Annotated in this window: 14 protein-coding genes; 3 read left to right on the forward strand and 11 right to left on the reverse strand. The window is 53.5% G+C overall.

Annotated features, from left to right (window positions below; translation table 11 throughout):
• Nucleotides 1–16: 16 nt before the first annotated feature.
• Nucleotides 17–979 carry a DUF72 domain-containing protein gene (locus H6G52_RS04630; protein WP_190526760.1) on the reverse strand — a complete coding sequence of 321 codons (963 nt, stop codon included), beginning with the start codon at nt 977–979 and terminating at the stop codon, nt 17–19.
• Between the two features lie 799 nt (nt 980–1,778).
• Between H6G52_RS04630 and H6G52_RS04635 the strand changes: the two genes are divergently transcribed.
• Nucleotides 1,779–2,177, forward strand: a complete 399-nt coding sequence (locus H6G52_RS04635; RefSeq protein WP_099534580.1) for a polymer-forming cytoskeletal protein — start codon at nt 1,779–1,781, stop codon at nt 2,175–2,177.
• 357 nt (nt 2,178–2,534) lie between these two features.
• Here the strand turns inward: H6G52_RS04635 and H6G52_RS04640 are convergent, their stop codons facing one another.
• The 3 genes from H6G52_RS04640 to H6G52_RS04650 form a co-directional block, all read right to left on the reverse strand.
• Entirely contained in the window at nt 2,535–3,023 is a 489-nt protein-coding gene (locus H6G52_RS04640) for a hypothetical protein (protein WP_190355570.1), read from the reverse strand.
• A 187-nt stretch (nt 3,024–3,210) separates the two neighbouring features.
• Entirely contained in the window at nt 3,211–5,049 is a 1,839-nt protein-coding gene (gene thrS, locus H6G52_RS04645; RefSeq protein ID WP_190526762.1) for a threonine--tRNA ligase, read from the reverse strand.
• Nucleotides 5,050–5,261: 212 nt separating this feature from the next.
• Nucleotides 5,262–7,115, reverse strand: coding sequence for a diguanylate cyclase domain-containing protein (locus H6G52_RS04650; protein ID WP_190526764.1), 1,854 nt, complete (start codon nt 7,113–7,115; stop codon nt 5,262–5,264).
• A 998-nt stretch (nt 7,116–8,113) separates the two neighbouring features.
• On the opposite strand from H6G52_RS04650, the gene plsX reads away from it, so the two are divergent.
• Nucleotides 8,114–9,151, forward strand: coding sequence for a phosphate acyltransferase PlsX (plsX, locus tag H6G52_RS04655; RefSeq protein ID WP_190526766.1), 1,038 nt, complete (start codon nt 8,114–8,116; stop codon nt 9,149–9,151).
• The gene (locus H6G52_RS04660) at nt 9,151–10,173 is read left to right on the forward strand and encodes a beta-ketoacyl-ACP synthase III (protein ID WP_190526768.1); all 1,023 of its coding nucleotides are present in this window, start codon (nt 9,151–9,153) and stop codon (nt 10,171–10,173) included. Before plsX ends, H6G52_RS04660 begins: the two co-directional genes overlap by 1 nt.
• A gap of 41 nt (nt 10,174–10,214) precedes the next feature.
• Here H6G52_RS04660 and H6G52_RS04665 read toward each other — a convergent pair whose 3' ends face one another.
• The 7 genes from H6G52_RS04665 to H6G52_RS04695 form a co-directional block, all read right to left on the reverse strand.
• Nucleotides 10,215–15,626 carry an ATP-binding sensor histidine kinase gene (locus H6G52_RS04665; RefSeq protein ID WP_190526770.1) on the reverse strand — a complete coding sequence of 1,804 codons (5,412 nt, stop codon included), beginning with the start codon at nt 15,624–15,626 and terminating at the stop codon, nt 10,215–10,217.
• 272 nt (nt 15,627–15,898) lie between these two features.
• On the reverse strand, nt 15,899–16,756 hold the full coding sequence (locus tag H6G52_RS04670) for a GNAT family N-acetyltransferase (protein WP_190526772.1): 858 nt from the start codon (nt 16,754–16,756) through the stop codon (nt 15,899–15,901).
• Between the two features lie 61 nt (nt 16,757–16,817).
• Nucleotides 16,818–18,227, reverse strand: a complete 1,410-nt coding sequence (locus H6G52_RS04675; protein WP_190526774.1) for a trypsin-like serine protease — start codon at nt 18,225–18,227, stop codon at nt 16,818–16,820.
• Nucleotides 18,228–18,435: 208 nt separating this feature from the next.
• Entirely contained in the window at nt 18,436–19,884 is a 1,449-nt protein-coding gene (locus H6G52_RS04680) for an IctB family putative bicarbonate transporter (protein ID WP_190355609.1), read from the reverse strand.
• A 196-nt stretch (nt 19,885–20,080) separates the two neighbouring features.
• Entirely contained in the window at nt 20,081–20,812 is a 732-nt protein-coding gene (locus H6G52_RS04685; RefSeq protein ID WP_190526777.1) for a GUN4 domain-containing protein, read from the reverse strand.
• Between the two features lie 331 nt (nt 20,813–21,143).
• Complete coding sequence (locus H6G52_RS04690) at nt 21,144–21,809, reverse strand: riboflavin synthase (protein WP_190526779.1); 666 nt, start codon at nt 21,807–21,809, stop codon at nt 21,144–21,146.
• A 224-nt stretch (nt 21,810–22,033) separates the two neighbouring features.
• Nucleotides 22,034–22,855, reverse strand: a complete 822-nt coding sequence (locus H6G52_RS04695) for a sterol desaturase family protein (RefSeq protein WP_190526781.1) — start codon at nt 22,853–22,855, stop codon at nt 22,034–22,036.
• Nucleotides 22,856–22,911 lie beyond the last annotated feature (56 nt).

The following is a 22,911-nucleotide window of genomic DNA, read 5'->3' on the forward strand; positions in this document are numbered from 1 at the left end:
CCTAAAATACGGCTCCCTAAAACAGGGAAAGCTGATCGTTTTGGGAATCGTTTTGGGATCCGAGGCGATCGCCCCCAGTCCGATTCCTGGCCATTGCTGCCGCGCCTTCGGTGATTGATAACTGATTCCAAGGCAACGGGGCGATCGCGGCCACGGCCGGAACCGTCGCCGCCTCTAGTAAAGCCTGAAACTGGCGGGCCGTGTGGGGCGAATGCTCCTCGATCGGGCAATGGACAAAAAAATACAGTTGCACTCCTCGCTCCAGCCAGCGTAACACTCGATCGCGCCATTCCAACAAATAAGCCTCATTGCGCCAGGCTTCCGGGTGGGAAATGAACCGGATGATCGCGAACTCCGCCGTTACACAGGCTTGCAGCGGCAAATCCGGTTTGCGGCGCTGGGATTGCTGTTGGGGATCGTCCCGGGCCAAATCCAAACCCCGATAAATGGGCCGCGTGTCCAACACCACCCGACCAATCCCCAGTTCCCGTAACCAACCATTGAGGCGATCGCGCCAATGGGGCAAAAACCAATTCCGGTGACGCACCTCCAAAGCCAAAGGAACATCGGTTGACTGTCGCCATCGGCTCAAAAACTGTCGTAGATCTGCGCTCTGGCTGGGGCCGTAGCTAGGGGGAAGCTGGGCAAACAAGGGCCCGCACCGATCGCCCAAGGCCGCCGCCCGCTCCGCAAAGGCCAACGCTGCCGGCCCGCGATCGAGCAAGGGCCCCAGATGGGTCACATCCCGAGGCAACTTCAGGCAAAAGCGAAATCCATCGGGAACCAACGATCCCCAGCGCTGCACCGTGGCTGCCGTGGGCACACCATAAAACGTCGTGTTGCCCTCAACGGCCCAAAACCGCTCGCCATAACAACGCAGGGCTTTTTGCCCCGAAGTTCCCGGCGGATACACCGAACCCACCCAACCGGGATAAGACCACACGGCACAGCCGAGCCGAAATTGCCAGTCGATCGCCATACCCTATTGCTATACCCTCTATTGCCATACCCTATAGATCCTTCAAAATAGATCCTTCAGAGTATCTTGCAATCATTGCTTCTCCAAAATGTCCCACAATCCTCCAGGGGGCATGACCCGTCACGGGTAAAGCGACATCCAAATTCAGTAGCCCTCGCCAATAGATCAACTCTCTATTAGTCGCAAGCCCAATGATCCTGGCAAAATTACGCTCAAAGACTGACTGTGATTGATTTGTGTTCGTTTGGGTTTATAGGGTCTGAGTCGCATTGATTGTTCTGAAGTTTAGAAAACCGTCGTTCAGAAAATTCTTGGCGATCATTGTCGAGAAAAGTCAAATTTTTCAGGATTTTGAGCTTATTTTGGGCAATTTTTGGGAATTTTAGAACTTAGCCCCTATTTGCGCCTCTTGCATCAACCACAAGCGCAAAACTGTTTGGCGATAGTTGATTCACAGTTTCATCCACTACTCAAATCAGTGCATCTTATTCCGTAAAAACCCTGAGATCAGGCTGCGGATATTAATCTCAAGACAACTCTATCCCCCAGGACAGTCCACCATCAGTAAAAAGCCTTAAACGCAGGGGCCAGAAAAACTAAGAGGTCAGAAAAACAACAAGGATCGGAAGTATAAATTGTTGTTGATGGCAACACCAACTGGGTCACTGACCCAGCAAACTTGCAAAGTAGTTCAGGCAGTTTCAAGGAGTTGAAAAATGAAGCAGGCCTCGATCGCGAGGCCGCGTGCTGGGAGAAACGCGGAGATGGATCAATGCAATAGTGACTCTGGAGTTAACCGATGTTTGGACGTAGCAAAAAACTAATGCCGTCAGTGACCTATTTGGCTGAGGGAAGTGATTTTCAAGGAAACTTAAGAGTCCAGGGCGGTTTACGGGTTGATGGTGCAGTGCGGGGCACGGTTGAAGTGAATGGGGATTTGGAGATTTCGGCGACTGGCTCAATCGAAGGGCCCGAGGTCAAAGCCGGCAACATCATCATTCACGGCACAGTGAAGGCCAGTATTGTGGCCGAAGGGAGTCTGACCCTAACGCGCACCTCGCGCTTGGAGGGGGATGTGGTGGTTAGCGCCTTGAATATTGAAGCGGGGGCTTTCTACGTGGGCCACATTGTCACCAAGGATGCCAACCTGTTGCCCGTCGCTCCACCGATTCCCAAATTGGTGGGCCGCAGCGAGTAGGGATTTCCAGGGATTTCCTAGGACACTAGGCAAGGTGAGAGGGGGCACCATGCCGTGAACAATCCATCAACCATTCAAAAACAACCGACCAACGACCGGGCCCCAATTGCCGTCAGGACTACAGATCCTACTGACCATTGAGATCATCGAGATTGGGTCTATCTCCTGGGGTTAGCAGTTCAGCCTCAACGACTGCGGCTTAACCCTAGGAGATAGATCCAGTTCTCTTGAGGGGGGCGTGGGCTTGGCAGGGCAACGGACAGGTGGGCCAAACCCGATCGAACCCAAATCAACTGGGACCCAAATCAACCAAAACGCTGATTTACGGCCTCAGTTTCACGATCTCAGTCACCGATTTCAGTTGCCCGATCGCCCGGGATATTCGGGATACATGTCACGGGGGCGATCGCGCCCGTCAATGCATTGGCCCATGGCGGTGGTGAGGTCACTGGTCACCTGGCGATTCAGGGTGGTGACGCAGCGGGCAAACCGTTCGGGCAGCAAACTGCGGCGACAATGATCCAAAACGGCGCTGCCGTCAACGGCTCCGGCCCGCGAGATGCTGACCACACAGTTGGCGGTGTCGATCGGGCGGCGAGCTTGCCGACAGGTTCTGAGGGCCGCCTCCGCTGAGATGGTGGTTTTTTCGTCAATTCGCTCCACGCAGTCGCCCAAGTCCTCGGGGTGGAGCACATAGGCACAGGAGCTAGCAATCAGGTCGGGGCTGATGTTGGAGTCGCGCAGGTCGCGCACACAGCGATCGTATTCGTTGGCTTGGGCAGCGGTGGGGGTCAGCAGCAGCGGCAAACCCAGGGCGATCGCTGCGATTGTGGATTGAAGTTTCATCGCAAAGTTCAAGCGGTACTTGTGATGGGGACTTGATGGGAACTAGATGAGGAACTGTTGAGCCGTTGGACGATCGAGGACGGGGCGATGGGCAAACGAGGCACATCCTCGATCGGGAACAGGGGCACGGTCGGCCGTTTCCACCTCCCTAGGCTAGAGCTTTTCTGGGCTGGCGCTGCCCTGAACTCTAAAAATTGGTGCGATCGCGGTTGGCGGCCGTGGCCCGTTCGATCGTGGTGGCCACCGTCACCGATCCCAAATCGCCGTCGGCGCGGGTACGGAGGCTGAGGCTGTTGGTTTCCAGCTCTTTTTCGCCGACCACAGCCATCACGGGGATTTTTTCCTTTTCGGCGTTGCGGACGATTTTGCCCAGCCGATCGCCCGAACCATCCACCGTGGCCCGAATGCCCGCCAGTTGCAGTTGCGTCACCACTTGGTCGGCGTAGTCGCGGAAATTGTCACCCACGGGCAACAGCCGGATTTGCTCGGGAGCCAGCCAGAAGGGGAAATCTCCGGCGTATTCTTCGATCAGGATGCCCACCAGCCGTTCGATCGAGCCGAACGGGGCCCGGTGGATCATCACCGGCCGCTGACGGCTGCCATCGGCGGCGACGTATTCCAGATCAAACCGCTCCGGCAGGTTGTAATCCACCTGCACCGTTCCCAGTTGCCATTCGCGCTCTAGGGCATCTTGGAAAATGAAGTCCAGCTTGGGCCCGTAGAAGGCCGCTTCGCCGGGAGCCTCGAAGGAATCCATGCCCAGGGTTTGCACGGCCGATCGAATGGCGTTTTCGGCCTTGTTCCAGGCCTCATCGGAGCCGATGTACTTGTCGGAGTCGGGATCGCGGAAGCTGAGACGCGCTTTGAAATTCTTCAGTTGCAGCGCCCTGAACACCGTCAGGATCAGATCCACCACCTTCAGGAATTCTGCATCCAACTGCTCAGGCGCAACAAACAGGTGGGAGTCATCCACGGTGAAGCCGCGCACCCGCGTTAGGCCGCCCAACTCGCCGGACTGCTCGTAGCGATAGACCGTGCCGAATTCCGCCAGGCGCATCGGCAGCTCCCGGTACGATCGCAACTGGCTCTTAAAGATTTGGATGTGGAAGGGGCAGTTCATCGGCTTCAGCACAAAGCCCAACTCGGCGGCCGCCTCTTCCGGCGACTCGGCCATCATCGGGAACATGTCTTCCTTGTACTTTTGCCAGTGGCCGGAGGTTTTGAACAAATCCACGCGGGCAATGTGGGGCGTGACCACGGGCAAATAGCCGCGCTTGACCTGTTCGCCTTTGAGGAAGTCCTCCAGGATCGATCGCAGCATCGTGCCCTTGGGAGTCCAGAGGGGCAAGCCGGGGCCCACGGGATCGGCAAAGATAAACAAGCCCAAGTCTTTGCCCAGTTTGCGGTGATCGCGCTTCAGGGCTTCTTCCTTGCGGCGTTTATATTCGGTCAGTTGCTCGGGGGTTTCCCAGGCCGTGCCATAGATCCGCTGGAGCTGGGCCTTGGTGGCATCGCCGCGCCAATAGGCTCCGGCCACGGTTTCCAGTTCGATCGCCTTGGGGTTAATTTCCGAGGTGTTTTCCAGGTGGGGGCCGGCGCAAAGATCCCACCACTGATCACCCAGGTGATAGAGAGTGATCGGCTCGGTTTTGATGTCGTCGAGAATTTCCAGCTTGTAGGGTTCCCCGATCGCCTCAATCCGGCGCTTGGCTTCCTCGCGGGATACCTCTTCGCGAATCACCGGCAGCTTTTTGTTGATGATTTTGATCATCTCTTTTTTGATCGCCTTCAACGCCTCTTCACTGAAGGGTTCGGGGCTATCAAAATCGTAGTAAAAGCCGTTTTCGATCCAGGGGCCGATCGTCACTTGAGCCTTGGGAAACAAGCGCTGCACCGCCATGGCCATCACGTGGGAAGTGGTGTGGCGAATTTTTTTCAGCGTTTCCGATTCGCTAGTTTTCGGCAGGGTGATTTTATCAACCTGGTCGGCGGCGGGCAGGGGACGATCGGGCAATTGCTGAACCATACCAACGAAACTCAACAACAGTAGAAAGCGACGGTCGATCGCGCATCGTGGCTACTCTAACGCTAATTGACGACGTGGCCCGACTTTTGGTTCGCGAACCGCCGCTTGGGGCCTTCTATCTTAGCGAGGCCCGCGATCGGGTAGCGTTTCGGGACAGGACGCTCAGGGGCACAATCAGGGCGAATGGGCGGAAATGGGCGGAAATGGGCAGTTTAGGCGCGATCGCTGTCGGGCAAGCTATAGGGCACAATCCCGTTACCCTTGCCCGATCGGGCCCGATAAAGGGCCACGTCTGCCCGGTGCAACAACTCAGCCGCCGTGCGGCCATGGTCTGGGAAACTGGCAATCCCGATCGCCACGCCAATTCCTTGGGGCGCAAACTCCAGCAGGGACGCATCCAACGACGACAACAGTTGGCGCAACCGCTCCGCTCGGCGACAGGCTTCCTCAATCTCCGTGTTGGGCAACAACAGCACCAAGTCGTATTTGCCGTAGCGCCCCAGGGCTTCCAACTCAGAAATATGGTTGCGCAACCGCATCACCACCCGTTGCAACAAATATCGGCTGGTATCTTGGCCCGAAAGACGCTCCGCCACAGCCAACCCATCCAGGGCGATCGCCAACAAACTCAAGGGTTGCTGGGCACGAGCCATATTTAGCAAATCGCGCTGAAGTCGCTGCTCTAAATATTGCCGATTGAACAGTTGTGCATCCTCATCTTGAAGCGTCACCAGGTTATGTTTTTGGCGCGATTGCATATCAGACAAGGCCAAGCCCAAGTGCTCCGCCACGGCCGTGGCCATGGGTTGGTATTCGGAAATCAGACGCTGATTGGGCTGGGTGCAAAGGTGCAACAGGCCCAAGGTTTGCCCCCGCCCCACCAAAGGCATACAGAGAGATTCGCCAATGAACCCCTCAAAGGCGTGCTGACAGCGCAGGTTTTGCGGCCCCGATTCTACTCGGTGCGATCGCCCACGCCGCAGGGCCCAGCAATGGCGAAAGGCAAAGGTCGATTGGCTGGAAAAACTATCGCCCCACTGGCTGATCAGGGAAAATACGCCCTTGCTGTCGTCGTATAAAAACACCCCTCCACTACAGCGGGGAAACAAAGCCATCAACACACTGGGCAAGGCGCGGCCCGCCTCAGCGATGCTCAGGCAAGTTTGCAGCAGACCGCTGAGATCGCCCAGCAGTTTCAACTCCTGGTTACGGCGCTCTAGGGTATCAATCCAAGCCTTGAGCTGAACATTGGCTTCGGCCAGGGCCCGCTCGGCCCGTTTGCGATCGCTGATATCACGCGCCACCCAAATCACGCTGCTGTGGGAGGTGGGGGCAATGTTGGCAATAAACCAAGCCTCCTGTTCTCCCAACCGCAGGGAATATTCCAAGGACAGGGAACGTTGTTGCCGAATGGCTTCCCGCGCAGCGGCCAACCAAGGGCCCGATCGGGTGGAATCCGTCAGAATTTCCACCATCTGATTAATCAGCTCACCCCCATGATTCGACACCTGGGCCAACTGGGTGGGCATCACCCGCACATGGGCCTGCTCCGTTGACAGTTCCAGCACCAGATCCGGCAGGGCTTCCAACATGCCCCGCATTTCGGCATAGGCAGTCATTAACTGCTGCTCGGCCAGGTCACGGTGATCGGCCTGTTGTTGCAGGCGCAAAATCAGTTCTTGGGAGACAACCATCAGTGGCAACACCCCGAGGGGGCGCAGTCCCCCATCCACCACGGGCAAAATATCGAGGCCTTGGCGGGTAAACAGATCTAACAGGGTTCGGAGGCCCTCAATAGTGCCAATCCATTGCCCCAAGTCCTTGAGCAAGATTGGTTGGACGGCCTGGGCAATGGTTCCCAGCAGCCGCGTGGGCTGAGTGGCCAGGGCCCGCAAGAGATCCCGAGGCAAGACCACGCCCTTAAGCTGATTGCTTTCGAGAACCAGCAAACAACTCGATCGGGCAGCACTATCGGGCAGAGCCATCCAGCGCCGTGCCGCTTCCGCCACCGATCCAGACGCTGAGCCTGTGGCAAAGGTTCGTTGAACAGCCGCTTCAATTTCCATGCATCCTGGCCACCGACAGGCTCAGACAGTAGATTGCGCAAGATATTTGAGCATTGGGGTTGCGGATTTCATTGCGGATCTCCATTAATGTCATCGATCGCCTGATCTCCATGCAGATGGCTCTAGGTCAATCGATTTCATTAAGTTTGATCGCCTTGATCGCCGTCGATTTGATCACCTTTCGATCACCTTGACCACCCTCGATCGCCCCAATTTTCCCGATCGCCCTCACCCAATCATTGGATTTAATGGATTGGCGCAGTAGCGATCAGTTAACGTGATCGGTCTGATCGGGCCGATCAGTCTCATCAATGGGTACTGATCAAGGGGTACTGATCAAGGGGACTGTGAATCTCAAGTTGATTGTGATCGATGATGGGTCAATCAGTCGTTGATCTGAGTCCCGATCGATTCCCCCAGTGCATCACGCATGATCGGTCATGAAATCACTCATGCAGTTGATGGCGAACCATCTTCCCTTGATCGATCACAGGGGATCACCGGAGATGCAACCAGTTTCATCAAGGGCGATCACCCCATTACCCCTCGGCTGTGGCTCGATCGGCATTGATTAAACGGATGGATGAAGACAATCGATCTTAGAACCGCAAATCGTAGACCGCAAATCTAGGCTGCAAGCGCAGGCAGCCGATCCCGAACCACAAGCAACCGGCCACAGGGCTGTGCTCATCTAACCTTGCTGTGTTCAGTGCTGTGCTCAATGTTTGGCGGCCAACAACCCCAAGTCAACCCAAACCAACCCAAGCTCAATCGATGATCGGCCCCGAACTTAACTCTAACTTAGGGCCGGAGTCTCGGTTGCATCGGCTCACGGGGTTCACCATTCCCCAGCAGCCACCGGCCGCTCTCCCCAAAAGCCGCCAAACCCAATTGCCAAGCCCAGCGATTCGACCTAATTGCCAAACCCAATTGCCAAACGACAGCCATTTGCACCCTGTCTGGTAAAATTTGGGAGACTTCTACCGTGTTCGGCTTCTATGGGGTCAACTGGGGATCGAATCGCAATTGACGCAATGGGCGGCGACTATGCCCCCGAAGAAATCGTCGCCGGAGCCGTGCGCGCCAGCGAAGAACTGGGGGTTAAGGTTCTGCTAGTCGGTGATCCCCACAAAATCGAGGCTTGCCTGAAAGAGCACAATGCTGGTTCAAACCTCGAAATTGTGCCCGCCGATGGTGTGGTGGAGATGGACGAAGAGCCATTAACCGCCCTGCGCCGCAAACCCAATTCTTCCATCAATGTGGCCACGAGTCTGGTCAAGGAAGGCCGAGCCGATGCTGTGGTTTCGGCGGGGCACTCGGGCGCGTCCATGGCGGCGGCACTGCTGCGGTTGGGACGAATTCCGGGCATTGAACGCCCCGCGATCGGGGCCGTGTTGCCAACCCAGGTCAACGGCAAGCAAGTTTTGATCTTGGATGTGGGGGCCAATGTGGACTGTCGCCCCAAATTCCTAGAGCAATTTGCCGTGATGGGTTCCATCTACAGCCAACATGTTTTGGGGGTGGAACGGCCCAACGTGGGCTTGGTCAACATTGGCGAAGAGGAATGTAAGGGCAATGAACTGGCCCTGCGGGCCCATCAGTTGCTGTCGGAAAATCCCGTCATTCACTTTGCGGGCAATGCCGAGGGGCGCGATATCCTCTCAGGTCAGTTCGATGTGGCTGTTTGTGATGGCTTTGTGGGCAATGTGCTGCTGAAGTTCGCGGAAGCGGTGGGCAGCGCGATGCTTCAGGTGGTGAAGGAAGAACTACCCAAGGGCACACGCGGCAAAATTGGGGTCACGGTGTTGAAGCACAACCTGAAGCGCATTAAGCAACGGGTCGATCATGCGGAGCATGGGGGCGGTTTGTTGCTGGGCGTGAACGGGGTTTGCATTATTGGCCATGGCAGCTCGCGGGCCCCTTCAGCCTTTGGGGCGATCCGCCTCGCCAAGGCGGCTGTGGAATCTCGTGTGATTGAGCGAATCCAAGCCCAGTATCAACAAAGCGTGCAGCAGGCTGTTGCTTCGGAGAATTAATGCAAACGCGATCGCCCTTTGGAATCGCCCTCATTGGCAGCGGTTCAGCTTTGCCGGATGGAATTTTAGACAACCTCGCCCTAGAGCAGTTGGTTGAAACCTCCGACGAGTGGATTGCCACGCGGACGGGAATCCGTCAACGGCGTTTGGCGCAACCGCAGGAGTCCCTCACGCCGTTGGCCGCAAAGGCTGCTCAGCGGGCGTTGGCGATGGCGGATCTCCAGGCGGCTGATTTGGATTTGATTCTGCTGGCCACCTCCACGCCCGATGATTTGTTCGGGAGTGCTGGGGCGATCCAAGGGGCGATCGGGGCGAGCCACGCGGTGGCGATGGATTTGACGGCGGCTTGCTCGGGGTTTGCGTTTGGCTTGGTGACGGCGGCTCAGTTTTTGCGATCGGGTGTTTATCGCAATGTGCTGCTGATTGGGGCCGATGTGCTCTCGCGCTGGGTGAACTGGAACGATCGGGGCACTTGCATCCTGTTTGGCGACGGGGCAGGGGCTGTGGTGTTACAGGCGATCGATTTGCAGGAGCAACCCGCCGCTAGCGATGCTTTGCTGGGGTTTGAGCTACGCAGCGATGGCTCCATGAACCATGTCTTGAACCTGGCGGGGGAGACGATCGAGCAGCCCCTCAAAAACGGAACCGTGGTGGGTCAAGGCAATTTTCAGCCGATTACCATGAACGGTCAGGAAGTCTATCGTTTTGCCGTTAAGCGAGTTCCCGAGGCGATCGAGAAGGCCTTGCATCGGGCGGAACGGTCGATCGAGCAAGTAGATTGGCTGCTGTTGCACCAAGCGAATCAACGAATCATCGATGCGGTGGCCGATCGCCTTGGGTTGCCCCACGAAAAAACCATCAGCAACTTAGAGCGCTACGGCAACACATCCGCCGCCTCCATCCCAATCGCCCTTGATGAAGCGGTTCGTGACGGACGGATTCAGTCCGGCCAAACCTTGGCCCTGGCTGGGTTCGGGGCTGGTCTGTCCTGGGGCGCGGTCATTGTCCGTTGGGGCCGCTGACCGCCACAGCCCAACCGACTCACAGCCTTAATCTCACAGCCTTAATCTCCACGAATTGGCAAGCTGATCAGAAATTCTGCGCCTTGGCCAATCTCGGATCGCACCTCCAAGCTCCCCCCGTGTTTATCCACAACAATTTGGCGGGCGATCGCTAATCCCAACCCCGTTCCCTTGCCCACGGCTTTTGTCGTGAAGGCATGGTCAAAAATATTCGATCGCACCGCTTCGCTCATCCCTTTCCCATTATCCCGAATAGCAATTTGCACCTGTTGATCCACAACTTGGGTACAGATTGTAATTTGTTGCGGATGGGCAACCCAATGCTCAAAGGATGCCCCCTGGGCCAACTCATCAAACATATCGATCGCGTTGGCCAGCAAATTCATAAACACCTGGTTCAGTTGCCCCGGAAAGCAATCGATCGGGGGCACATTGCCATAGTCTTGAATCACTTGAATTGCTGGGCGATACTCATTCGCCTTCAGTCGATATTTCAAAATTAGCAGCGTACTATCAATCCCTTCGTGAAGATGAGCCTGAATCTTATATTGGGTGTCCGCCCTCGAGAAGGTTCGCAAGCTATTACTAATGCCCTTGATTCGATCGGTTGCTAACTGCATAGACTTCAAGAGCGTCGGCAAATCTTCACTTAAGAAGTCCAGTTCGATCGCTTCCGCATGGCTTTCAATGGCCGATTCAGGATCAGGGTAATATTGCTGATAAAGCGATAGATGGCTTAGCAAATCTCCAATGGAATCCTGAAGATTTTGGATACTGCCATTTAAAAAGCCGATCGGGTTATTAATTTCATGGGCCACACCAGCTACCAAATTGCCCAACGAGGCCATTTTTTCGCTTTGCACCACCTGTAATTGGGACTGCTCAAGCTGGTGGGCATAGGTTTGGGCTTGCTGATATAGGCGTGAATTTTCCAGAGAAATCGCAGCCTGGGCACAGAGAAAGTTCAAGACCAGTAGGCGATCGTTCGTAAAAACATTGGCCACCGCACTATTTTCTAAATATAAAATCGCCACCAACTGCGATTGGTTCAAAATTGGCAAGCACAACACGCTTTTAGGGGCAGCCTGAATCAAATATTGATCTGTAATGGGCAGGCTGGTTTGGCCGTGATTAATCACCACTGTTGTCTCAGTGTTTTTCACGTACTGCACCAACTGCACTGGCAAAACGGGGCAAGTTTCCAAAGATTCTGTGCAGACTTTCACTGATTCTGGCTGGGCGATCGCCCGCACCTGCCAATCACCTTCGCCACCGGCAACCACCAGCGCACAGCGATCGCCACCCGAACATTGCAAAACAATTTGTGTTAGTTGCCGCAACAAATCATCTAACTGAATCGTACCGGCCAAGGTCTGAGAAACACGAATGACCGCCGCCAAATCCAACATTTCATTCACGTCGGAAGCAGAAGAACTGGGCGTACCACTAACCTGGCCTGAAGAATTGTGAATTGCAGATGTGCGGAGTGCCGGCGGAATTGTAGCCGCTGCCAGCGTTTCTAAGGGATTAAAAACTGGCGCAGGTGCTCGCAAAATTGGACTCAACAACTGTGGATAGCGTCGCTCCAAATCCGCAGTTTTGGCCTTCGCACCCCAACGCGCATAGCCATAGTAAGCCTCTTGCATATAACCGGCGGCCACCTTTTCTTTACCCCATTGGAGGTAGAACTTTGCTGCCAGCTCATTGGCCAGAGCTTCCTCATGGGAAAACCCACTTTTTTTAGCATCAGCGATCGCACAGTCATAGGTCTCGATCGCTTCAGTTTTGTGCCCCAACACTCGATTAACCTCAGCCGCCACCAATTGCCAACGATGGGCTTGATTTTCTGGCGCATCCGTCGCCCATTGTTTGAGGCGATCTTGGGCCCCTTGCACTGACTCCCAAATTTTGACCTGTTCGGACGAGGTTGCCAAGGGATACTGTTGAAGCTCGATCAGCGCTTGGTAAAACACCCAAGTAGACATTGAAAAGAAGCCAATTCCTGCATCCTGATACTCTTGAACCCTTGGAATTAACGCTATAGCTGCTTCATATTCTTCAAATAGGTAGTACAGGAAGATTTGATGCAAATAACCACTGAACAGAGAGGCTCGATCATTCCCCGCCTTGAGGGAGGGAACCAATTGCTCCAGATCAAAAACATCGCCCTGCAAACGATAGGGAACAGTCGATCTACCCAGGAGATTCAGCACCGCTTGTAGATAAGACTGATGGGCACGCAAGGCTGCTTGCTGCTTCACTTGCTCAATCACAACTTCATGGCTCAGCAGTTCTTCCGCTAAGCCCAGCAGCTCTCGCCCACTCCAGTATTGATGATTAGAATAGGTAAATAAATTCAGCGCTACACATTCCCAATCGCCACTTTCCAAGCCACTGCGGCAGCCCTCCAACAAAGCTGGAGTTACCTCTTGTAGCGGCTCGCACCAGTGACGAGCAAAGGTATTCACAACCAGATAAACTCGGCTTTTAAACGCATTAGCTTGCAATTTTTCCAGAAGTGCCAGCGAAAGCTGCGCAAATTGATATCCTGCCGGAATATCATTCATGATTCCGCAAAGAACCATTCCGTAATCTGCATAGGAAACCACAGAAACCGCACAGTTTCCGTGATGAATTGAAAGGTCGATTTGTTTAAAAATCAGGAGTGGCAATAGAGCCGGAGCTGCCATACATGCAGAGTGCGACAAGTTTGTCAAAATCTGCATGGCGGCTAAGAGTTTTGGATCTTCCATTGGTGGCAAATCCAGCAAACTCAACGGATCTTGCGCTTCCCAGTCCTGGCGCGATCGCTCATAAGCTGCATTAATTTCTGCGGGTGTTGGCTGCAAGGGGAATTCAATCCCCAGTTGTTGCAAAACCTGTAACCCTAAATCAATCACTTGTGCAAATTCACTCTGTGCCTGCAAAACCAGCATTCGGGTTTCATAAACTTTAATTTGATCCAACACCGAAGTGCTGTGCTGCAAAATCACTTCGCCCCAAGTTTTTAGCTGTTCAAACTCCGTGTTGAAGTAGGCCGCTTCTAGGCGTTGTTGGTGTAGCTCAAGAGTCAGATCATATTCTTGCTGCCAAGCATCATTCGGTAACAAATCAATGCCCTGATTCAAATAATCCAAGGCGGCCCCATAGGCCGCCGAAGCAATTGCTTTGCGACCTGCTTGTAAATTTAAACCAACCAACTCACGCCGCTCAAAATCATCAGTAATTAAATGACGACCCAAATTGAGGTGATTAACGATTTCAAAAATTCGATCCTCTTGATCACTTTGGGTAAAGTGCTGAACCAACAGCCGACCAATTCGGTAATGGAGGGCAGGTCGCTCCGTCTCCGCAATTAATGAATAGGCCGCTTGCTGAATGCGATCGTGTAGAAATCGATAGGTTGGGTTCAAGTCATAGGGGCGATCACCCTGGGCAGTCGCTGCCGCTTGAAAGAGCTTATAAGCCTGATTTACGGGCACAATCATCCCTTCCTGAAGCGATCGCCACAGTGCGGCGGCCGCTTCCATCAAAGATTGCTCTGCAATCACTGCCAATGTTTCTAGATCAAACTGATTACCAATACAGGCCGCCAACTGCAAGCCTTGCTGAGTTGCAGGGGGTAGTTTTTGCAGTTGCGCCGCCATAAACTCCACCACATCATCAGCCAAAGCGAGGACATTAATTTGTGCTAGGTCACATTCCCAATGGCAGTGGTTGGCATTAAAGGTGATGTAACCCTCTTCATGCAGTGTCTTCAAGAATTGTGTTGTAAAAAAGGGATTTCCCTGTGTTTTTTGATGGATCAGTTTTGTCAGTGGCAGTGCCAAATTAGGCAAACAATGAAAGGTGTCAGCAATTAAATGGTTTAAATTTTGAATAGTCAGCGGTTGGAGCGTGATTGTATTAACTGTTGCTTGAGATTTTTGTAACTCTTGCAGAGTCAAGATTAATGGATGAGCCACTGAAACTTCGTTGTCTCGATAGGCTCCTAGTATCAATAAATATCCTTGATCTTCCATCAAGACTTTTAGCACTTGCAAGGAGGCTGGATCTGCCCATTGCAAGTCATCGAGAAAAATCACGAGGGGATGTTCAGTGGTCGTAAAAACCTGGATAAATTTTTGAAATAGCAGCTTGAATCGATTTTGAGCAGCCGTTCCCGACAATTCTGGTGCAGGTGGCTGTGAGCCAATGATGCGTTCTAGTCCTGGAATCACTTCCAGTAAAACCTGCGCTTGGTTACCCAATGCTTCCAGGATTTTTGATTTCCAATCTTGCAATTTTTGGTCAGATTCCGAGAGCAACTGCCCGATCAGACTTTGAAACGCTTGGACAAAGGCTGACAGGGGAATATTGCGATTGAATTGATCAAATTTTCCTTTAATAAAGTATCCCTTTTGGCGCGTAATGGGTTTGTGAATTTCATTGATGACGGCTGTTTTGCCAATTCCAGAAAACCCTGCAACCAGCATCAACTCAGTTTTTCCTGATTGAACTCGCTCAAACGCATCGAGCAGAGTTTTTACTTCTGATTCGCGACCATAGAGCTTTTCAGGAATTAAGAAGTGATCACTGAGATCCCTAGTACCCAACTCAAAATCTGAAATTGCCTCTTGCGCTTGTAATTGATCTAGGCAAATTTGCAAATCGTGGCCCAGTCCGCGAGCACTCTGGTAGCGATCTTCAGCATTTTTAGCCATCAGTTTCAGCACAATCGCAGAAACCACGGGCGGAATTTCTGAATTCAGAGCTGAAGGGGCGATCGGCTGTCTTGCCAAGTGGCAATGCACCAACTCCATGGGATCAGTGGTGGGGAATGGAAGTTGGCCGGTCAGCAGCTCATACAAACTCACACCCAAAGCATAAAAATCGCTGCGGTAGTCAATCCCGCGATTCATCCGCCCCGTTTGTTCAGGAGCCAGATAAGCCAACGTGCCTTCCAAGCTAGTGGGACTCTGAAGATATTGGGCTTCGCGGGGCAACAGGGAAGCAATACTAAAGTCAGTTAATTTAATTTTTCCCGAGGAGGGATGAATCAAAATATTGGCCGGCTTAATATCTTTGTGAATGACTTTTTGTTGATGCAAGTAATCCAAAATTACGGACAATTGCAGAGCGATAGACAAAACTTCATGCAAAGATAATGGCTGATTTTGAGCATATTCACGAAGAGAAATTCCTCCGAAATCTTCCATGATTAATGCATAACTATTTTCATAGGCGGCCAAAGCGTAGGAACGGACGAGTCCTGGCATGTCCAAGGCTTGGGAAATCGTGTACTGATTTCGGAACTGCAATAATTCCTCAAAACTGGGATAAGTTGATCGCAGAATTTTAATCACAACAGGCTGTTGTGACGGTAACTGCATTCCGCGATAAACAGCAGTTCGAGAACCTTGGTAAATTTCTTCAATGAATTGATAACCCGATAGTTGACAATTTACCAGCATTAGAGTAGACCCAGGAAAAGACGCAGAAATAGACAAGGAAGCACTTTGAGATTTTTTCAACTATTTTTAAAATTTCAGTATATTAGTCATACATTTTAGTCTAATAAGATACAGAGACTTCTATAGCAAAATAGTTTTTCGCGTATTTTACTATTTTATAATCTTGAGGGACGCAATAGTTTTGGTGCGGCGATCTCCGTCAAAATTGGTGACCGTCCCAGATCTGGTCAGTCAGGCAGCTATGCTTTGATGCTCCATGATGATACCCAGGGTTATCCCAGCTCAAAACTGGTAATGCCAAATATCTGACCCAAAGGCAGCTCCGGCGAGCACCCTCGGTACATTCGGGCAGTTTCAAAAGCTGGTGTCATTTTGTATTTCTGGGCCAGTTTGATCGCCTGCGGATTAGGTTCAGGGACATCTAAATAGAAGGTTGATCCTAATGGAATCGTGGCCATCAAGGCTTGGACAAGTGCATCAGCCAGATCAGGGGTTTCAGCATTGAGTGGGCCGATTTTGTAGCCGGTGTGGCACGCACGAATCACGCCATAGGCACAGAGCCGATCGCCCTGCAAAATTCCCATGGACTGAGCGTCAGGCTGATCAATCCAAGCCCGTAAAAATTGCTCGCGTTGCTCAGGAAAAAAGCGACGATCGCACTGTTTCAGTTGCTCAAAGGGGATGGCGGATAGCGGCACAAGGTCGGGGTGGAGTTGGTCAGCGCGATCGCTAATGCCCGCAAAGCGAATATTGCGATGGGCAAAGGTAAATCCTGATTTTTGATAATTCTCTTGTTGGGCAACCACGCCATCTAAGCCGATTGTTCGGCCTTCAAGGATCTCGATGGCACGCTGCCAAATTTGGATGCCATAGCCTTGATGCCGAGCGTCTGGGTGGACGATGTAAAACCCGATGAAGCCAAAGGAATGGCCGTATTTGACAGCGGAAATGGTGGCAATTGGTTGGCGATCCAGCTTGCCCACCAAAAATCCCTGGGGATCTGCTGCATAGAAACAGTCCGCGTCCTGTAGCCCAGGATTCCAACCCTCTACCCTCGCCCAATCGATCGCGATCGATAGTTCCTCGCGAGCCATGACAGCAATTTGGTAGTCCTGGGATGGAAACGACATGGGGTAATTCCTCAAGAACGGTCAAGCAAGCGGGCACTGCCCTCCGTTCTAGCAAGCGACGTTACCCGATCGCCTCAAAACGGCCGGCTAACTGACTGGGATCGGTGTTGTTGACAAATCCCAACACAACGCCTGCACCACGAATAAATGTCCCTGGCGTGTTGCGCAGATTGCCCACTTCCAAGGCGATCGCACTGGCCGTTAAGCCTCCCGCGAGGCCAATCACATCTTCCGCGCTGAAGTCGGTGATGATGTCGGCTAGGGCGGGGTTACTGTCGGCGGTGGTGGGATTGAGAATGAATTGATCGACCCCAGCCCCACCCGTCAGCAAATCCACTCCTCGATCGCCACTCAGCCAATCATTCCCATCGCCGCCAATCAGCGTGTCATCGCCTTGACCACCGAAGAGGCTGTCGTTGCCCGCTTCCCCAAACAACAGGTCATTGCCCAGGTTGCCATACAGATCATCATCCCCATCACCGCCTTCGAGGCGATCGTCATCGCGACCACCGGAGAGAAAATCATTCCCACCACGACCGGAAAGGGTGTCGTTGCCTTGGTTTCCGGACAGGGTGTCGGGGCGATTGGTACCGATCAACAGATCGCTGCTGGAAAGAGTCCGCGCGATCGTGCTGTCAATCCAACTGGCAAAGGCCGAAAGCCGGGTCGCCGCAAAAATTTCGCCGTAGCTGGTGTCGTTTGCGCCGGTCACGTCGGCTCCCGTGGCCCGGGGCACAGCGCCATAGGACACCACCCCGGCCACGCGGTTGCCAAGAAACAAAGGCCCCCCGGAGTCGCCACTGCTGGATCCCACTTCAGTGCTGCCAGTGCCCCGATCGCGCAGGCCAAAATCACGCCCTAGGCCATCATTGCGATCAGTTCCATTGTCAAAGTCATAGATCAACTGGGTTCCAGGCAACACGGCCACATTTGACTGGCGGTTTAAAACATCCCCTAGCCCATCAATGCGATTGGTTCCTAACCGACGAATGGCGGGAAAATCACCCACTAGTTCCCCAACGCTGCCCGTGCCCGGCTGACCATAGCCCACCAGGGTCGCCACCTGCCCCACTTCATCGCCGTTGCGGTAAATATCGTAGCGATCGGCCCCATCGGGAGCCGAAGAAGCAAGCCACAGAATCGCCACATCATTGTTGGAATCTGGATCAGAGCTGTCCCAGTTGGGGTGGACAAAAATTTGCTGCACCCGCACTGACTGTCGCCCCTCGGGCACATCGAAATACACCTGATAGCTGTTGTCGCTCACCAGGCGATCGGCCACACAGTGAGCCGCCGTCACCACATGCTGGCCCGACAACAGCAGCGAACCGGTGCAGTCCACTTGGCCCCCCGTGCCATAGCCCACAACCCCATCAAATCCCTGACCTGTGGAGGACAAAAACCGCACATCGTTCGCCTCATTGGAAGCAACGGCAATGCGCGAACGGCGATCGAGCGATTCAAGGGTCATAACTATCCGTTAACCGAATTCATCAACAGGCCACTGCGGGATTCGACTCCGATCGGCTCGATCGGGTTTCCCAAACCAGCAATCTGCCCCCGCTGGCTGCAAAATTCTCCAGCGCTTGACTAATCGCCTGATGGTTTCGCTGGGTTGATTCGATTCGGTGAACTCGGTTAAGGCAGTGAATTGGGCTGTTGAATCATCAACGGGCGGCTTAACTCTCTTCGCTGGCCAAGTTTGGGCGATCGGGGGTTGCCGCTGAAGCGATGGTCGGTGGTTGATAGAACCCCGCCACCAGGGCCAACATTAACCAGAAAAGCGTGCTGACCTGGGGGCGATACCAAACCGTATCCACCAAACCATGGGCCAACATACCGGCCATGGTGGCCAAGGCAGCCAGCAACCAGTAGCCCTGGCTGGCTTGCAGTTGTCGCAGTCGATTGAGGGCCCGTCCCCCTTGATACGCCGTCATGCCCAACAGCCAAACAAAGCAGGTGAAACCAATCACACCCGTTTCCACCAACACTTCCAAAACCACGGAATAGGCACTGAGGGCGCTGAACTTCGGCTTTTGGTAACGTGGATAGACGCGGTTGAAGGCCACATTACCGGGGCCAATGCCTAACCAAGGGCGGTCTTGGATCATCTGCAAAACCGCTTGCCAAACGTTAATGCGGAAGTTGTTGCTGCTGTCGCCCCGACCCGCAAAGATGCTGAAGACCCGATCGCGCAGGGGTTCCAAAGCCGCCACCGCCAACACCATCAGGGTTGTGCCACCGCCCAGCAGGGCCGGCATCGCCCAGCGTCGCCAAAAGGGAGTGAACCGCACAGACCACCAATAGAGCAGCAAAATTCCCAGCACTGCCAACTCCACCACCAGCCCAATCCAACCACCTCGGCTGAAGGTGAGCACCAGGCAGGTTCCATTCAGCCCCAACAGCACCACGCCTAAGATTTTTTGGATCCAGCCTTTCCAGGCCAAGATCGCTGCCACACTCAGGGGAACCGAGGCTTCTAGGTAACCGGCTAGCAGATTGGGATTGCCCAAATAGCTGTAGACCCGGGTTGTTTTGCTGAGGGGTGATTCTGGATCAACCCAGGTGGCCAGGGCATCGGCTCCAAAGATCCATTGCCGCAAACCATAGACGCTGGTGGCTAAGGCGGCCAGCAGGTAGACGGTGGTGATGATGGCGCGGCCCCGTTCCAGCCGGGTGACCCGTGCCAGAACACAGAAGAAAACCAGGTACAAAATCAACTTAGTCCAGCCCACGAAAGCGGCAGCCTGGACGGGCGAAAAGGCCACGGCCACGGTGGCGATCGCCCCATAAAGCAACACCAACAGGTGAATGGGGGTGAACAATCCAGGCTGATCGCCAGCTTCCGCAGCGGCAACGGGGCGATCGGTCACCGTTAGCAACACCCAAAAAGCGCCGGCCGCCAACAGCAACAGCCCCAGCAAATCCGTTTCGGCAAAGGGAGCCAAGCCAAAAACCGTGGCCGCCAACAGGGCCAGCAGGGTTTCGCCCCAATGCAGCAGCCAGCTACTTTGTCGCCAAGCGCTGAGGGCCCCAATCCAACGACCCAGCCAGCTTGTTTGTCGCCACTGGGTTAAGGCGACTCCAGAGAGGGTGAGGGTTTGCCCGATCGTGTCCCAATGGGTCATGCGAGGAGGTGGCGGCGATGCCTGTGTGGAAAACAGCACATTTAGCCTAGGTCGATCGGGGCCCAATGGCTAGCGATCGCGCCGCTGGCGGTTTTCCCAAATTGGCTCAACGATTCGCGCACCCCTTTGCGTGACTACCAGCACCACTACCAGCATCACTACCAGCGCAACCCCTAGCGCAACCCTTGGCTCACGCCTAAGACCAAGCCGGATGGCGCATCAGGGCATTCATCACCCGCACGCCCCGCAGTTGATTGGTGGTGGGCAAATGGCCTCGGGGCGCTGCCAAACTCCAGGTAAATTCACCGGGCCAGCGCGTCCAGTGGTTACCCTGTTTCCAGTTAATTTTGGGCCAGAATTTTTCCCAATCTTGCCCCACACCCAACCAAATTTCGCGCTGAATCGAAAAGCCAAATTTCCCTTCGGAATAGGTGCGCCACAGGCCATCAATCACTTGCAGATCGAGGGCGGGGAAGCGATCGACCTCGGTGAAGTACAGCCATTTGCGTTTGACGGCTTCGGGGCCCGCCAGCTCGCACAGTTTTTGGATGGTGATTCGATCGGCCTGATCAAAATCTTCCTCAAGCAACGCCGTTTGAATGGGTTGGTAGTCCACGGTGCATTCCCCGGGCAACTCCACCACCCCATCGGGATAGTAGCCTTCGAGGAAGTTGCGAGCCTGGGGCAAGTCGGCCCGGTTCAATAGTTGGCAGATGCGACCCAGCAGCGGATCGATCGTGTCAATGGCCAAGGGCTGGGGCGATCGATCTTTGGCAAAGTCGATCAGCAAGGCCGCGCCATCATCCAGGGCCGCTAACGCCGGAAGGGCGGCCAATTGCTTTTTCAGGTTGCCGCTGTTGAGCGCGGTGGCCAGGGAGTCGAGGGCGGTAGACGGATCAATGACGGCGGACGCAGGGGAATCGCTCATGCCAACCTAGGAAGAACCAGCGTTTTCAAGAAATGGTTGTTAAAGGAAAATTGGCCGGAAATGGCGCATCAGGGACTACGGCGCAAACCCCAAAACCACGAGCGGATTGATCGGTTTGCCCAGGCTTCGAGATTGCAAATCATGATTACCAATCGTTGAGCGCTGCTCAGGGATTGGCTTGATCTTGCTGCTTAAGCTTCGGGAGCTTTCGGGAGCTTCGGGATCTATGGTACTGGGTTTCGCGGCCCTTGCCCGATCGCCCCGGTATTCCTCAGCAGCGCCTCTATGGGCCCCTGCATGGGACTGGTTCGGGCCACGAGCGATCGGGCTTCTAAAGATAGCCATGCTCCGCTAAAAAGTCGGGGGTGATGGCATAGCTCTCCCCCGCGCTGCCGTTCAGGGGGCCCGCTCCCGATCGCAGGAGTTTTTCAACATATTTCCCCAACACGTCCCCTTCCAGGTTGACGGCGGCCCCGGGTTGCAAGTCCTGCAAGGTGGTGTGGGCGTAGGTGTGGGGAATGGCGGCCACCTTGAACCAGCGGCCATCGTCCGAACAATCGGCGATCGTCAGGCTGATGCCATCGATCGCGATGCTGCCCTTTTGAACGATGTAGCGTGCGACCCGATCGCTCGCCTGAAAACTCAGTTCCCAGGAGGTGGCCGTGGCGATCGCCGATTCAAACCAGCCGGGCCCGTCCACATGCCCCGTCACGAAGTGGCCGCCAATTTTGCTGCCCACCCGCAACGAAGGTTCCAAGTTCACGCGCTGCACTTGCCCCAGGGTGGTGCGATCGATGGTTTCCGGGGACACAGCCGCCACAAACCCATCGGGCAACAGGGTTTCCACCGTCAAGCACACCCCATTCACCGCCACGCTATCACCCAGTTCCAAGCCGGGGACAATCGCCCCGATCGCCTCGGGTTCGCAGGTAATCACCACCCGATCGTTCCCCAGTCGTTCCAGGGTTCCCAGTCCTTGCACCAATCCTGTAAACACTGCTGAGTCCTAATACCTGATGCCGTTAAAAGCTACTGATCAAAACTGCCGACCAAAGCCGCTGATCAAAACCACCGAATCAAAACCACCAAATCAAAACCATTGAGAACAGGGACAAGTCGTCGGTCATGCGTCAACCGAATGGGGAACTGATAGGCTCATAGACTAAACTTCCCGCCATGTAATTCCCCCTCTGTAGCCCTAAATCCTTCTGGTCTCAGAATTTAGTGGTGATCGCTAGATGCCAGATAATTTGCTGGAAAAATGGGCCGTAGCTGTTTTTTGGTCGGTCTTAATGTGTTGAATACACGATCCCAAAAATCTTGAATACCGTAATTCCCATTAAAACAGGTGTGGTGGAGATCATGGAAATCCGATGAAATAAAGAAAATTGATAATGAGCTATGTCCTTCTAAATTGTAGATATTACCGACGATGACCCATGCACAGACTTGAGTAATATCATACCCAAATATAAAAATAGGCAAAAGATCCGTAAGGGTCGTAATCAGGTATTCAGGAAAACTCTTATATCCAGCAACGAAGCTGGAAGAGTCACGAAATTCATGATGTTTAAGGTGAATTTTTATAAAAGCTTGTCTATGAAGCAGCCAGTGTGCAATATAAAAGCAAAGATCTGCAACAATAATTCTTGCCAAAAACCATGCGATGTTAAGGAGTAAGCTATTCCCTCTGTGAACCTCCGGAGCCAAGTATAGAATTACAAATGCTGCTGCCAAAGACCTAAGTTCACCCAAAACAATTCCTTTGACTGTAAAAGCAGGAAATGTCTGTTTTTTGACTTTAACTACTCTTGCGGTTAGTTTTTTCGCCAGAAAATCATTGCTTTTAATATTTTTTTCAATCAGAAAGCCAACGCCATAAAATGAAATAGAGCCAACTGCCCAATAGAGAAAAACTTGATTAATAAATGAAATCTGAGAATTTCCCAGAAAGTAGAAGAATACTTGCTGAATGAGCGTACAGGCAATTGCCACTTTGATATAAAACTCAATACCAGGAGCAAAGTTAAGAAGTTTTTGCATTGATTTTTCTAAACAATTCATTTCGGTAAGAATTTATCATTTTGTAGAGTGTTGAC

It is taken from the genome of Limnothrix sp. FACHB-881 (assembly GCF_014698135.1).
GTDB lineage: Bacteria > Cyanobacteriota > Cyanobacteriia > CACIAM-69d > CACIAM-69d > CACIAM-69d.